Below are 12,652 nucleotides of genomic sequence, written 5' to 3' on the forward strand. Positions count from 1 at the left end.
CCAGCCCCGCTTGGACAAATCGGGTCTAGCCGCCGAAGGTCACCTCGGGATAGCGGGCGGACGGCTTGTCCAGCAGCGGTTGCGGCTTCCCGGCGAGGTGGCGGGTGAAGAAGGCGGCGACGTAGGTGCGGGTGATCTCCACGGAGCGGGCTCCGGTCAGGGCGAATCCGAGATCGATGCCGAGCTGTTCGGCCAGCAGCGGAACGTCGGTGAAGGACGCGTGCTCCGCTCCGGTCACCACCAGCCACCGCTTCCAGCCGGTCAGCTGCTTCCAGTCGCGTCCCCAGCTCCCGTCCCTGCCTCCTGGGCTGTGCATCGTCGGCGATCCCAGGAACAGGAACGGCCGGGCCAGGCCGCGCTCGGGGATCGGGGCGAAGGTGGTGCCGTCCAGGTTGACCCCGGCGCGGATGCGCTCGTCGCGCACCATGGCCGCGATGCTGCTCGCGCCGCCGACGGACTGGCCGGCCATTCCGATGCGCGACCGGTCGATCAGCGCGGCTCCCCGCCATTTCGGCTTCGCGCCAGTGAGCTGGTCGAGGACGAAGGAGACATCCGCCGCGCGGCTGCGGACCACCTGCTCACCGAAGTCCCGGTCCTTGTTCCCGCAGGCGACGCACGTGGTGACCCGCCCGTCGGTGAAGGCGGTGGCGACGCTCTCGTAGGTGTGGTCGATCCCGACCACCACGTTGCCCCTGCTGGCCAGGTCCTCGGCCAGGCTGGTGAGTGAGCTGCGCGGGGAGCCGAGGCCGGGGGAGAGCACCACCAGGGGCAGGCCGTGCTTGCGGCCTGTGGGCACGGCGTCGGTGAAGGCGTTGGTCCGCACCTTGCTCAACGTGTCCGGCGCGACGGGCAACTCGGCGTCCCTGATCAGCAGCTCAGACTCCTTCGGCGTCACGTACGGGGCCCGGTGCCTGCCTCGCGTCCCGGCTGCCGGGTACCACAGGGAGATCATCAGCTCCCTCGACTTCGTCGCCGGGACCCATGGGTCGCTCCGGGAGGCGTCCTTCAGATGGAGGGAGGTGACGCCGACCGCGTGGGAGCCCGTCGGCGCGGGCAGCCGCGGCGCCGCAGCAGCGGCGGGGGGAGTGGGGACCGTGAGGGTGAGCAGCCCGGCCAGGGTGAGGGCCGTAGTTCTCGCAAGATGCATCAATGGTCGCCTTTTCTCCGGAGGCCGCGGTCGTCCGCGGACGGGACGACGCTAGGCGCGGTCATGCGGCGGGCGCGTCGGCCGTCGTGCCGAATCCGGGTAGCTCCGAGGAACGATCCGAGCCCGGTGTCATCACTGCGATGTAGCCCGGGCGGACGGCGCTCCCGTCATCGGGACGGATGTGTGGCCGGTCGCGCAGCCGTGAGAATGTCCCGATGACGGTGGAACGAAGGTCGCGGATGTGGCGGCAGTACATGCGGGAGGTGTTGCGTCCCGAGGAGCCGCGCGCCCGGCCGTCACGCGGAGCGCTGGTGGCCGATCTCGTGCTCGCGCTGCTGCTCACCGTGCTCGCGGTGGCCGCGGTGGCCGATCTGCGCGACGCCTCCACCGAGGGACGGCAGGGGCCGGCGGCGGTGTCCCTGCGGCTGCGTCCCGATCCACCCGCCCGGCCGGTGAGCCCGGCCCCGCCGAGCCTGCGGTCCGGCTCAGAGCAGGGGCCGCACCCGCTGCTGGTGGTCCTGACCGCGTTGCCGCTGGCGGTGCGGCGCCGGTACCCGCTGGCCGTCTTCTGGACGGTCGTGCTCGCCGCGCTGGCCACCTATGAGGCGGCGACGTGGATCACCGTGCTCGCCTGCGCCGTGGCCGCCTACGGCGCGCTCGCCTACAGCCGTCACCGGCTGTTGGCGGCGGGCGGGCTGGCGGCGGCGGCCGTGCTGACCGGCGTGGTCTTCCAGGACGTCGTCCCCGCGCTGCCGTCGTGGCTGGGCCCCATCGTCGTGCTGGCGGGGGCGGGGGTGCCGGCGGTGGCCGTCCGCTTCTGGCAGGGGCGGTTGCGGGCCGGCCGGGATCGCCTGGACGCGCTCCAGCGGGCCCAGGCGCAGGCCATGCGCGCGGCCGTCGACGAGGAGCGAGCCAGGATCGCCGCCGAACTGCACGACATCGTGACCCACAACGTGAGCGTGATGGTGATCCAGGCCGGGGCGGCGCGCAAGGTCATGGACGCCGAGCCCGAGGAGTCGAAGCGGGCGCTGCTCGCGATCGAGGCGGGCGGCCGGGCGGCCATGTCAGAACTCCGTCACGTCATGGGCCTGCTGGCCACCGAGAACGAGGTCACGCAGAGCGGGCCGCCCGGTCCGCAACCCGGGCTCGATCAGCTCGACGCGCTGGTCACCCGGGTCCGGGCCGCCGGGATCCCGGTCGGCGTCGAGTTGTCGTTGCCGCCCGGCCCGCTGCCCGCCGGGGTCGATCTGGCCGCCTACCGCGTGGTCCAGGAGGCCCTGACGAACACGATCAAGCACGCGGCGGGTGCGGCGGCGTCCGTCTCGATCCGCCACGAGGGCGATCGGCTGGAGATAGAGGTCGCCGACACCGGCGGTGCAGGGCGCGGCCCGTCGTACACGGGCGGGCGCGGGCTGATCGGGCTGCGCGAACGGCTGGCCGTCTACGGCGGCACCCTGAACGCGGGACACACCCCCGCGGGAGGTTACCGGATCTTGGCCCGGGTACCGTGGCGAGCCTCATGAGCCACCCTCCCCGCGTGCTCATCGCCGACGATCAGGCCCTGGTGCGCACCGGGTTCCGGATGATCCTGGCCGCTGATGGCATCGAGGTGACGGCCGAGGCGGCAGATGGCGCCGAGGCGGTGGAGGCGGCCCGGCGTACCAGGCCGGACGTCGTCCTCATGGACGTCAGGATGCCGCATATGGACGGCATCGAGGCCACCCGGCGCATCCTCGCCGACGACGCGGCCGGCGGCGCCCGCGTGCTCATCCTGACCACCTACGACCTCGACCACTACGTCTACACCGCGCTCGCCGCCGGGGCCAGCGGCTTCCTGCTCAAGGACGTCACCCCCGAGCACCTGGTGGCCGCGGTGACCCTGGTGCGCACCGGCGACGCCCTGCTCGCCCCGGCCATCACCCGGCGCCTGGTCGAGCGGTTCGCCCGCCGGGACGACGCCGGTCATCCGGCCCCGCACCGTGACCTGGCGGAGCTGACCGCCCGGGAGCTGGAGGTGCTGCGGCTGCTGGCCACCGGGCTGAGCAACGTCGAACTCGCCGAACGGCTGACTCTCAGCCCGGCGACGGTGAAGACCCACGTGGCCCGTATCCTGGCCAAACTCGGGCTCCGGGACCGGGTCCAGGCCGTCGTGCTCGCGTACGAGACCGGGCTGGTATCCCCAGGCGCGACGTGACAGTCCCGGACACTGCGTGCGCCTCCAACAACCGCAAGGTCGGGGCCTGGTCCTCGGACCTGGTGACGGGGTGGCACCAGCGCTACCGGGGCTGCGGCGTCATGCGGGCGTTCACGGGTGCGCGGTCGTGTTGAGGCCGTCCAGGAGCATGTCGAGGCCGGCGATGAACTGGTCACGATCGGCATGGTCGCGCAGGTGCTGGGTGGTGCGTGTCAGGAAGGGGTAGTCGGCCGGGTCGAGTTCTTCCCAGCGTTGGGCCGTCTGGGCGAGGAAGTCGTCGCGACTGACGGTCGCGTCGTGGGTGATGCGCGGGGCGATGATCTGGGCGCTGACGCCGGTTATGTAGTAGGAGATCGCGGTGGAGACCGCGAAACGCCGTTCGGCCGACAGCCCGGTTCGTGCGACCAGGGTGCCGATGCGGTCGAGCAGGCGCAGCGCGTTCGCCAGCGTGGGCGGTGCGGAGACGTGGGACGCCGCCCACGGGTGCCGGTCAAGGGCGTCGAAGACGGCGACGGCAAGCGCGCGCAGCGCGGAGACAGCCTCTTCCTCAAGGCTCGGGTGTGCGGCGAAGGCCTGGCCGAGCACCTGATCGGCGGCCAGGGCGACCAACTCGTCCTTGTTCGACACGTGCCAGTACAGCGCGCCGGGCCCGGTGTTCAGCTCTTTGGCCAGCAGCCGGAAGGTGAGCCCCCGCTCGCCCAGCTCGTCCAGCAGCGAGACGGCCGCGCTGACGATCAGCTCTTGTGAGAGGGCACCGGCCCGCCCCCCGGTGGGTACTCTTCCTCGCGTCCGCTGCATGACCTCATTTTGACACACTCTGGACCGGTGTTCCATTTTGCTTATGGAACGCCGGTCCATATGGATGTCGGGTACGTGCCCGACGCCGCTCCGTGCGGAAACGAGGAAGCCCATGAACACCAACCACCATCCGATCGCCATCGTCGGCGCCGGCCTCGGCGGCCTGACTCTTGCCCGGGTCCTGCACGTCCACGGCATCCCGGCGACGGTCTACGAGGCCGACCCCTCCCCGAGGTCCCGCACGCAGGGTGGCCAGCTCGACATCCATGAGGCCGACGGGCAGCGCGCGCTCGCCGACGCCGGCCTCACCGAGGAGTTTCGCGCGATCATCCACGAGGGCGCCGAGGCGTCGCGCGTGCTCGACCGGGACGGCAAGCTGCTGTTCGACGCTCCCGACGACGGCACGGAGCGTCGTCCCGAAGTGCTCCGCGGAGACCTGCGCCGGATCCTGCTCGACTCCCTGCCCGATCAGACGGTCCGGTGGGGACACAAGGCCACCGGTGTCCGGCCCCTCGGCGACGGCCGATACGAGTTGACCTTCACCGACGGCACGACCGTGACCACCGGTCTCCTCGTCGGCGCCGACGGCGCCTGGTCGAAGGTCCGCCCCCTGCTCTCCGATGCCGAACCCCGGTACACCGGCACGACATTCATCGACATCTACCTGTACGACGCCGACGAGCGGCACCCCGCGGCGGCCGAGGCGGTCGGCGTCGGCGCGATGTACGCACTGGCTCCGGGCAAGGGGATCATCGCGCACCGCGAGGCGGGGAACATCCTGCACACGTACGTCGAGCTGAACCGCTCCGCCGAGTGGATCGCCGCCATCGACTTCACCGACGCCGCCGCCGCGACCGCCCGGATCGCGGCCGAGTTCGACGGCTGGGCCCCGGAGCTCACCGCGCTGATCACCGACGGCGAGACCGCTCCGGTCGCCCGCCCGATCCACACACTCCCGGACGGACACCGATGGGAACGTGTGCCCGGAGTGACGCTCCTCGGCGATGCCGCTCACCTGATGCCGCCGTCCGGTGACGGCGCGAACCTGGCGATGTTCGACGGCGCCGAACTCGGCAAGGCGATCGCCGCCCACCCCGACGACGTCGAGGCGGCTCTCACCGCCTACGAAGAGGCGCTGTTCCCGCGAACCGAACCCTTCTACGCCGAGGCGCACGACATGCTGAACCTCATGATCGGCGACAACGCACCGTCCGGATTCCTCGACCTCTTCACCGCCGCCGACCAGGCCGAGTGACAGCAGACGAAGAAGAGGCCGGCATGAGCACATACGAGACCGATGACGGCATGGGCTGGGCGCCGACGTGGACCCAGGCCATGACCGACTTCCGCGGCGAGGATGACGAGCCGCCCTTCGACGATGTCACCGTCCGCATGACCGTGCCCGCGAGCGTCGGCGGCAACCGCGTCCGGGTAGAGCTGTGCAATCTCTTCGGGGACGGCGCCGTTCGGATCGCACGAAGCGCCATCGGAGTCTGCGGACGGTTCGTCGAGCTCTCCATCGACGGGCAGTCGTCGATCGAGATCCCGGCCGGCACATCACGGTGGACCGACCCGGTCGACCTCACCGTCGGCCACGGCGACGGGATCGTCGTCGATCTGTATCTGCCCGAGTCCACGCCGTACACGTCAGCGAACGGATTCACCTTCGACCGGTCGCGGCCGGGCGACTTCGTGGGATCACGCGCGTTCCCGTTCGAAGGATCGACGCCGGTGGAGGGTGACATCCCTGCCACCAACACCGAACCCGATGGGAACGGCTGCGTACCGTCGAGGTGGCCGGAGCCGAGGCGAAGGCGGTGGTCGTATGCCTCGGGGCATCCAGCACGGCAATGGGGTGGCCGCAGTACACCGCAGCCCTGCTTCCCGCTGATGCCAGGATCGCCGTCGTCAACCGGGGAATCGCAGGAAACCGGATCCGACTCGACGCACCATCGGCGACTCCGTCATGGGGCCGGGCCGGGTTGTCCCGGTTCGATGAGGACGTGCTCGGAACCCACGGCGTGACGCACCTGGTGATCGCTTACAACAGCAACGACTGGAGCCTTCCCGGCAGAGTGACGCGGCTGGACGAGATGCCGACCCTCGCCGAATTGATCGATGGTTACCGAGAACTCATCGATCGGGCCCGGACGGCAGGGCTCACCGTGCTTCTCACCACCGTCACACCGCTTGCCCCGGATCTCGCGGGCGACCCCGGCCGAGAAGACCTCCGCCTTGCGGTCAACGAGTGGATCCGCACGTCTGGGCACGAATTCGTCGACTTCGACGCAGCGATCCGCTCCGAGGCCGACCCGTCCCTCCTCGAAGACGAATACGCCGCCCCCGACCACACCCATCCCAATGTCAACGGCTCGAAGCGCCTCGCACAGGTGATGGCTGAAGCCCTGGCCCGGTTGCAGCTCTAACCTGCAGATCCTCCCGCGCGACAAGCTCTTGGCCTCTCGCCGCAGCTATACGGCCAGTGGTTTGGGGCTGGGAAGCCTCAAGGGGGCCGGGCGGTGCTCAAGCGACAAAAGCATCGGTGGTCGTCCTCCTGCGACCACCTTGGACGACGGGCTGCTCAGGGCTGTCACGCCGGCCGATCAGACGTGGCCGGGGCCGGCGCATCGGTAGGTACGCCGATTTCGCGCGTGACGACGTCCTCCTGCGCGAGACGTCGAAGTGCGCCGAGCATGGCGTCGCCGAGCACGCCGACCAGGACGACGGCCTCGGCGCGCTGATCGATCCCGGTCCGGGCGAGCGTCAGCGCAACCTCGGCCTCGGCGAGTTCGTGTGCCGCGGCCGCGTAGCGGTCGAGCAGGGCAAGGATGTCGTCCTGTCCGAGCCGGCGGAGATTCCCGACGGCGGCGGCGAGGACGGATCGTGCGGGGTGCTGCTCGCGGACATTCCAGGAAAGACGGTCGAGGAGGGCGCTGACCACGTCGGATCCGTCAGCCGGGGCTTCTTCTGCGGACGATGACTTCTGGCGTACGAGGGCGTACTGGACGAGCCCGAGCGTCCTGGACTCATCGTCGTTTCCGCCGCCTGGAGAGGGGTTCTCCAGGTGGCGGAAGAGCTTTCCGACGGTGGCGATCGGCATCTCGCCGATTTCGACCATGGCACGGATCAGGCCGAGGCGGTGGACATGGGCTTCGTCGTAGCTCGCCTGATTGGGTCTCGTGAAACGCCCCTGGGGCAGCAGGCCTTCCCGGAGGTAGTAGCGGATCGTCGGGATCGGCACCCCGGATCGTTCGCTCAGTTCCGCCATCCGCACGTGCTGGACTCCTCACGACATTTCTCGACGACCGCCACTATAGATAACGCGGAGTCGCGCTCGAAGGAGACCGCGATCAGATCAGGGCGCCGGCAGGACCCGCACCGGTTGGCCGAGCAGTGCACCGACGTACCACCGACCATCGTGCGGGACGACGTTCGTCGCTGCCGGATCGAGGCCCCTGTACCAATGCCGCACCGTGCCGCCCGGTTCGAGCACGAGCACGCCGCCGGTCAGCGGGTTCTCTTCGTTGACGAAGAGGGAGCCGGGAAGGCGAATCATGATCTCGCGAGCCAGCGCAGTGGGGAAGATCAGGGAGTCGAGTGCCTCGGAGCGGTCGTAGAGGGCGACGAGCACTGAGCCGTCAGCGTCGATGTTCATTCCGTCCGGTACACCGGGGAGGTCATCGACAAGCACCTCACGTTCGCGGGTCTCGAGTGAGTATTCGAGGATGCGATAGCGCGTCGATTCCGCGATCCTCAACGCCTCCTCTTCGGCGTCGAAGGCGATTCCGTTCGGGAAGTACAACTCGTCGAGTACTTCAGAGATCGAGGCCGTCGCAGGGTCGTAGCGGAGCAGGCGGCCCGTCGGCCGGCCGTCGACGAAGTCGGGTACGAGATAGGACGGCAGGTCGCCGAGGGTGGTCGTGTTGTATCGCGAGCTCGAATCGGTGAACCAGATCACCCCGTCGGAGCCGATGACCAGATCGTTCGCGAAGAGGATCGGCCGCCCTCCCGCCTCGCCGGCGAGCAGGGTCACCGTTCCGTCCGGGGAGACGGACTGGAGCCCCGCCCCGTGGTTGGCGATGATCAGATTCTGATCCGCGTCGAAGGCGAGGCCCAGAGGGCGTCCCCCGACTCGCGCGAACCTCTCAGAGGATCCGTCAGGCGCCACTCGGATGATGTTTCCGTCACGGTCACCGGTGTAGACCGCGCCCGCGTCGTCGATCGCGATGTCCTCCGGCCCATACGGCGCCTCCGCCATGATCGGAGTCGCCTTGACCTCGGTCTGCGACGACGAATCGATCGTGATCGCCGCTCCTGGCGTCCACGCCTCGGGATGGAAATCGGCGATCGGGGGCGGGACCGCCAGGAGGAAGACGGGGACGGCAAAGACAGGCACGACGAGGACAGCGGCCGCGCCGATCAGTATGCCCCGCAGTACCCGCCTTCGACGGCTCGTGGGGGGAGGGCTCATGCGGCCGCCTCCGTGACTCGGGTCCGTCCCCTCGTGCTGCCACGCCGGGCCACCGCGGTCTGCGCGACGATCGCCGCCAGCACGAGGACGCAGGCGATGTCGAATGCCTGGATGAAGGGGTTGAGCAGCGCTTGAGCGTCCGGCCGCGTAATCGTGAGCGCCACTGCCGAGCTCTTGGAGACGATCACGCCGACGGCGACCGGCACGCGCACATCCTGACGAAACGCCGACCACACGAGCGCGATGCCCGCGAGGAACTGAAACACGCCGCGGTGCTGAAGAAGCGTGAGAACCATCGGCTCGGGATCGGATATGCCGTAGGAGCCGAGCTGCTCAGGCTGGAACACCGCCAGCACCGGCACCGCTGTGAACACCCCCATTCCGATTAACGCCGTCCGCGTCGCGATCTCTCGGGCCTTCATGTGTAACCTCCAGTGACACTATAGATAGTGGTGCTTCACACTGTAAGTTACGGTTGTACGAGCCGCAAGCGTGCGATGAGCCGGCGGTGAGCACCACCACAAGGAGTGCAGCGCCCAGTTGTTCCGAGGTCACCCCTGCCACGGCGATCGGCCCGACGAGAGCGAGGAGTTCCTTCCGGCCCCGCACACGCTCCAGTCGGGACACCGGGACGTCGATCTCGGAGATCCACAGCGAGGCAGGATCGCCGGCGCGGTCCGTGCCGTATCGAATACGGGAGGGGCCGGGACCGTTTGGGCCGGTTCGCCTGAACGGACCGACCGCTCGGCGTCGTAGCCGCAAGATGGGGCCAACGGCTCGGTGCAGGTCGAGGTCCGGAGCGCGATCGGCGCCACCATGACCAACCTGGGAATCGGCAACCGGAGACGGCTGCCCTTCGCCTAAACAGCCAACGGCGGCGGGTCGCACGTGCAACCCGCCGCCGTCGTCATATTTCATTTGAGAAGATGAATTGATGTAATGCGCCGTTGTTGGTGGGACGGCGGCAGAAGAGCTCAGCTGTTCGGGGCCTCCTGCTCGGTCGCGAGACGCTCCGAGTAACCGCCCGGGGCCAATCAGGTCCTGTTTGCGCACCGCGTAGATCGTCTGCTCGCTGATCTCGGGCGACATTCCGGACGGGCCGTCCGGCCTCGACCAAGTCCGGCACCTTGCGGCGAAACTCCGGTGGATAGCCCTTGTGTGGCGTGCCGACCTCTTCTTTAGAGCACATAAGTGCAGAAAGCGACGCCACGGAGCAGGGGAACATCAGTGCCCCACCCCATGATGGGCACAAGCGACCAGACAACCGCGGAGGAGGTCGCATCCGAGAGTGTTCAGCGGCCGATGGTCTCCAGGTCGGCCATGTCCTCATCGGAGAGGGGGAGCCCCGCGCCCGCGATGTTCTCCCTCAGGTGTGCCGTCGACGACGTGCCGGGGATGAGCAGGATGTTCGGTGAGCGCCGCAACAACCAGGCCAGCGCCACCGACATCGGCGTCGCCCCCAGCCGTGCCGCGACCTTGGAGAGCACGTCGGATTGCAGCGGCGTGAAGCCTCCCAGCGGGAAGAACGGCACGTAGGCGATGCCGTCGGCGGCGAGCGTGTCGATGAGGTCGTCGTCGTGGCGGTGGGCGAGGTTGTACATGTTCTGCACGCAGACGATCGGGGCGATGCCGCGGGCCTCGGCGATCTGCTCGGTGGTGGCGTTGCTGACCCCGAGGTGACGGATCAGGCCCTCGCGCTGGAGGTCGGCGAGGGTCTCGAACGCCTCGGCGAGCGAACCGGGCTTGGGGCCTTCGGCGTCGCCCATGCGCATGTTGACCAGGTCGAGGGTCTCGATTCCAAGGGACCGGAGGTTGGCGTGGACCTGCTCGCGCAGATCCTGAGGTCGCCGGGCGGTGGGCCAGCCGCCTTGCGCGTCCCGGATGGCCCCCACCTTGGTGGCGATGAACAACGACTCCGGGTAGGGGTGCAGGGCTTCGCGGATCAGCTCGTTGGTGACGCGCGGTCCGTACGCGTCGCTGGTGTCGATGTGGGTGATTCCGGACGCGACGGCTTCGTGCAGTACCGCCAGGGCGCCGTCGTGGTCGGCGGGTGGTCCCATGACCCATGGGCCGGCGAGTTGCATCGCGCCGTAACCGAACCGGGTGACGGTCGCGTCGCCTAGGGTCCAGGTGCCGCCGGGAAGTGAGGTGGTCGGCGCGTTCATCAGAGTGCCTTTCATCCTGTCTGGTGGTTTCGGCCTGCCTGGACGAGTATTGGAGAGTTACTTCCCAAGGGGAAGTAGGCACTCTAAAGTGCGTAACTCTCCCGCAGGCGAAAGGCGAGACCGGTGAAGCCGACGAAGGCCGCCCAGAGGGCGCAGGCCAAGATGGAGTACGACGTGTTCCTGGCGGCGTGCCCCAGCCGCCAGCTCCTCGACCGGATCTCCGACAAGTGGGTCGTGCTGATCCTCTGCGCCCTCGGAGGCGACGCGGCGGACAAAGGCCGTACAGCAGGCGCATCCGGCCAGCCGGACGCGCCGGCCACCGCACAGGTGATGCGTTACTCCGAACTCTCCCGGCTGCTGGCGGGGGTCAGCCAGAAGATGCTGACCCAGACCCTGCGTGCACTCGAACGCGACGGCCTGGTCATCCGTACCGTGAAGCCGACCGTTCCCGTCACGGTCACCTACGAGCTGACCGACCTCGGCCTCTCACTCCACCGCCTGACCCGCGACCTCACACGCTGGGCGCACAGCCACATGGACCAGGTCCTCGCCAACCGCGAGGAACACGACGCCCGCGCATCCTGATCAGCTCGCTGCCACGCCTCGATCGGGCGCCGGCCGGGCGGGTCCTTGCGGCGTAGTAGGTCGAGGGTGCGGTCTTGTGCCGGCACCACCGCGCTCGATGGGGGTGCCACCGGAATACGGCGGAAACGGGCCGCGCTCCTGAGCGTTAGGATTCTCAGATTCGTTCGGCCACCGCGGCCACCGCGGTCTGTCCTGATGGCTTTGGAGGTCTCCACCAGCACCGTTTGTAGGTCGGTGCTGACACCACCCTGGCGGGCGCGCAAGCGGAGCTCGTAGAGCAGGCCAAGTGGCGGGAGCACCCCAATCGGGACACCCCCGAGCACGTCCGCGATCAGGCCGAACTGGAGTAGGCGAAGAGCCTGAGCAAGTGACTGTCTGAGGGCGCCTACACCATGGCCGGTGATCCGGGTTCGTGGCGAACGGTCCCCGATCACCTCAAGATGCGCGCCTAATCAACCTTGACTAGAAGTTTCTTCCTCGTGTACTTTGGCCAAGTAGTCAAACTGGACTAGCTCACCAATCCGTTCGCAACACGGGAGAAGGAATCGAACCCATGGGAAAGCTCGCGATCGAGACGAGAGGGTTGAGCGGAGGTGGGCGCATGTCGGCGACCAAGCTCCTGGTACTCGGTATCGTGCACCTCTCCGGCGGCGCGCATGGCTACCAGGTGCGGTCCGAACTGCAGAGCTGGGGTGCGGAGAGTTGGGCCAAGATCAAGCCCGGCTCGATTTATCACGCGCTGAAGAAGGCGGCGGCTGATGGCCTCCTCACCGAACACGCCGAGCCGGGCAACTCCGGGCCGGAGCGCGTTCTGTACCGCGCGACAGCTCGGGGACGTGACGAGATGGTCGAACTGGTCCGCGACGGTCTGCGGCGCACCCACGACCCGGACATGCTCAACGCGTCCATCGCCATGTTGCCCATGCTGACCAGGGCAGATGCCATCGCGCAGGTTAACGAGCGGGTCGCGCGCCTGGAAGCGGAGCTCGTAGTGCAGGCCGAGTGGCGGGAGCACCCCAATAGGGACGCCCCCGAGCACGTCCGCGATCAGGCCGAACTGTGGGCGGGACAGGCACGCACCGAACTGGAGTGGGCGAAGAGCCTGAGCAAACGACTGTCTGAGGGCGCCTACACCATGGCCGATGATCCGGGTTCGTGGCGAACGGTCCCCGATCACCTCAAGATGCGCGCCTAATCAACTTGACTAGACGTTTCGTCCTCGTCTGCTCTGGCCAAGTAGTCAAACTTGACTAGCTCACCAATCCGTTCGCAACGCCGAGAGAAGGAATCGA

General features: G+C 68.5%; 12 protein-coding genes. 6 read left to right on the top strand and 6 right to left on the bottom strand.

All coding sequences use genetic code 11. The features are described from left to right. Window positions 1-25: 25 nt before the first annotated feature. Entirely contained in the window at window positions 26-1,147 is a 1,122-nt protein-coding gene (locus QSK34_RS36740) for an alpha/beta hydrolase family protein (RefSeq protein WP_285591338.1), read from the bottom strand. A gap of 215 nt (window positions 1,148-1,362) precedes the next feature. Between QSK34_RS36740 and QSK34_RS36745 the strand changes: the two genes are divergently transcribed. After that, complete coding sequence (locus tag QSK34_RS36745; protein ID WP_285591340.1) at window positions 1,363-2,670, top strand: sensor histidine kinase; 1,308 nt, start codon at window positions 1,363-1,365, stop codon at window positions 2,668-2,670. Continuing rightward, window positions 2,667-3,341, top strand: coding sequence for a response regulator (locus QSK34_RS36750; protein ID WP_285591341.1), 675 nt, complete (start codon window positions 2,667-2,669; stop codon window positions 3,339-3,341). The genes QSK34_RS36745 and QSK34_RS36750 overlap by 4 nt, the downstream gene beginning before the upstream one ends. Window positions 3,342-3,452: 111 nt before the next feature. On the opposite strand, the gene QSK34_RS36755 is transcribed toward QSK34_RS36750, so the two are convergent. Next, window positions 3,453-4,139 (bottom strand): TetR/AcrR family transcriptional regulator, encoded by a 687-nt coding sequence (locus QSK34_RS36755; protein WP_285591343.1) that lies wholly within the window; start codon window positions 4,137-4,139, stop codon window positions 3,453-3,455. A gap of 112 nt (window positions 4,140-4,251) precedes the next feature. Between QSK34_RS36755 and QSK34_RS36760 the strand changes: the two genes are divergently transcribed. Both QSK34_RS36760 and QSK34_RS36765 read left to right on the top strand, forming a co-directional pair. Continuing rightward, window positions 4,252-5,394 (top strand): FAD-dependent oxidoreductase, encoded by a 1,143-nt coding sequence (locus tag QSK34_RS36760; RefSeq protein ID WP_285591345.1) that lies wholly within the window; start codon window positions 4,252-4,254, stop codon window positions 5,392-5,394. A 595-nt stretch (window positions 5,395-5,989) separates the two neighbouring features. Then, window positions 5,990-6,565: a GDSL-type esterase/lipase family protein gene (locus QSK34_RS36765; protein WP_285591457.1), complete on the top strand. Its 576-nt coding sequence runs from the start codon at window positions 5,990-5,992 to the stop codon at window positions 6,563-6,565. Between the two features lie 164 nt (window positions 6,566-6,729). Here QSK34_RS36765 and QSK34_RS36770 read toward each other — a convergent pair whose 3' ends face one another. From QSK34_RS36770 to QSK34_RS36785, 4 genes are all read right to left on the bottom strand, one after another. Beyond that, window positions 6,730-7,407 carry a MerR family transcriptional regulator gene (locus QSK34_RS36770; RefSeq protein WP_285591347.1) on the bottom strand — a complete coding sequence of 226 codons (678 nt, stop codon included), beginning with the start codon at window positions 7,405-7,407 and terminating at the stop codon, window positions 6,730-6,732. 87 nt (window positions 7,408-7,494) lie between these two features. After that, window positions 7,495-8,610, bottom strand: coding sequence for an SMP-30/gluconolactonase/LRE family protein (locus tag QSK34_RS36775; RefSeq protein WP_285591349.1), 1,116 nt, complete (start codon window positions 8,608-8,610; stop codon window positions 7,495-7,497). Further along, window positions 8,607-9,032: a hypothetical protein gene (locus tag QSK34_RS36780; RefSeq protein ID WP_285591351.1), complete on the bottom strand. Its 426-nt coding sequence runs from the start codon at window positions 9,030-9,032 to the stop codon at window positions 8,607-8,609. The genes QSK34_RS36775 and QSK34_RS36780 overlap by 4 nt, the downstream gene beginning before the upstream one ends. A gap of 870 nt (window positions 9,033-9,902) precedes the next feature. After that, window positions 9,903-10,775, bottom strand: coding sequence for an aldo/keto reductase family oxidoreductase (locus tag QSK34_RS36785; protein ID WP_285591353.1), 873 nt, complete (start codon window positions 10,773-10,775; stop codon window positions 9,903-9,905). A 123-nt stretch (window positions 10,776-10,898) separates the two neighbouring features. Here QSK34_RS36785 and QSK34_RS36790 point away from each other — a divergent pair, with 123 nt between their 5' ends. Together QSK34_RS36790 and QSK34_RS36795 are read left to right on the top strand one after the other, a co-directional pair. Next, the gene (locus tag QSK34_RS36790; protein ID WP_285591355.1) at window positions 10,899-11,360 is read left to right on the top strand and encodes a winged helix-turn-helix transcriptional regulator; all 462 of its coding nucleotides are present in this window, start codon (window positions 10,899-10,901) and stop codon (window positions 11,358-11,360) included. A 601-nt stretch (window positions 11,361-11,961) separates the two neighbouring features. Further along, window positions 11,962-12,555, top strand: coding sequence for a PadR family transcriptional regulator (locus QSK34_RS36795; protein WP_285591357.1), 594 nt, complete (start codon window positions 11,962-11,964; stop codon window positions 12,553-12,555). The last annotated feature ends 97 nt before the right edge of the window (window positions 12,556-12,652 follow it).

It is taken from the genome of Herbidospora sp. NBRC 101105 (assembly GCF_030269205.1).
GTDB classification, from domain to species: domain Bacteria; phylum Actinomycetota; class Actinomycetes; order Streptosporangiales; family Streptosporangiaceae; genus Herbidospora; species Herbidospora solisilvae.

Coding starts and splice junctions, on each gene's coding strand:
- QSK34_RS36785 (WP_285591353.1), bottom strand. CDS start 10,775: ATGAACGCGCCGACCACCTCACTTCCCGGCGGCACCTGGACCCTAGGC.
- QSK34_RS36795 (WP_285591357.1), top strand. CDS start 11,962: ATGTCGGCGACCAAGCTCCTGGTACTCGGTATCGTGCACCTCTCCGGC.
- QSK34_RS36740 (WP_285591338.1), bottom strand. CDS start 1,147: ATGCATCTTGCGAGAACTACGGCCCTCACCCTGGCCGGGCTGCTCACC.
- QSK34_RS36755 (WP_285591343.1), bottom strand. CDS start 4,139: ATGCAGCGGACGCGAGGAAGAGTACCCACCGGGGGGCGGGCCGGTGCC.
- QSK34_RS36745 (WP_285591340.1), top strand. CDS start 1,363: ATGACGGTGGAACGAAGGTCGCGGATGTGGCGGCAGTACATGCGGGAG.
- QSK34_RS36780 (WP_285591351.1), bottom strand. CDS start 9,032: ATGAAGGCCCGAGAGATCGCGACGCGGACGGCGTTAATCGGAATGGGG.
- QSK34_RS36770 (WP_285591347.1), bottom strand. CDS start 7,407: ATGGCGGAACTGAGCGAACGATCCGGGGTGCCGATCCCGACGATCCGC.
- QSK34_RS36765 (WP_285591457.1), top strand. CDS start 5,990: ATGGGGTGGCCGCAGTACACCGCAGCCCTGCTTCCCGCTGATGCCAGG.
- QSK34_RS36775 (WP_285591349.1), bottom strand. CDS start 8,610: ATGAGCCCTCCCCCCACGAGCCGTCGAAGGCGGGTACTGCGGGGCATA.
- QSK34_RS36760 (WP_285591345.1), top strand. CDS start 4,252: ATGAACACCAACCACCATCCGATCGCCATCGTCGGCGCCGGCCTCGGC.
- QSK34_RS36750 (WP_285591341.1), top strand. CDS start 2,667: ATGAGCCACCCTCCCCGCGTGCTCATCGCCGACGATCAGGCCCTGGTG.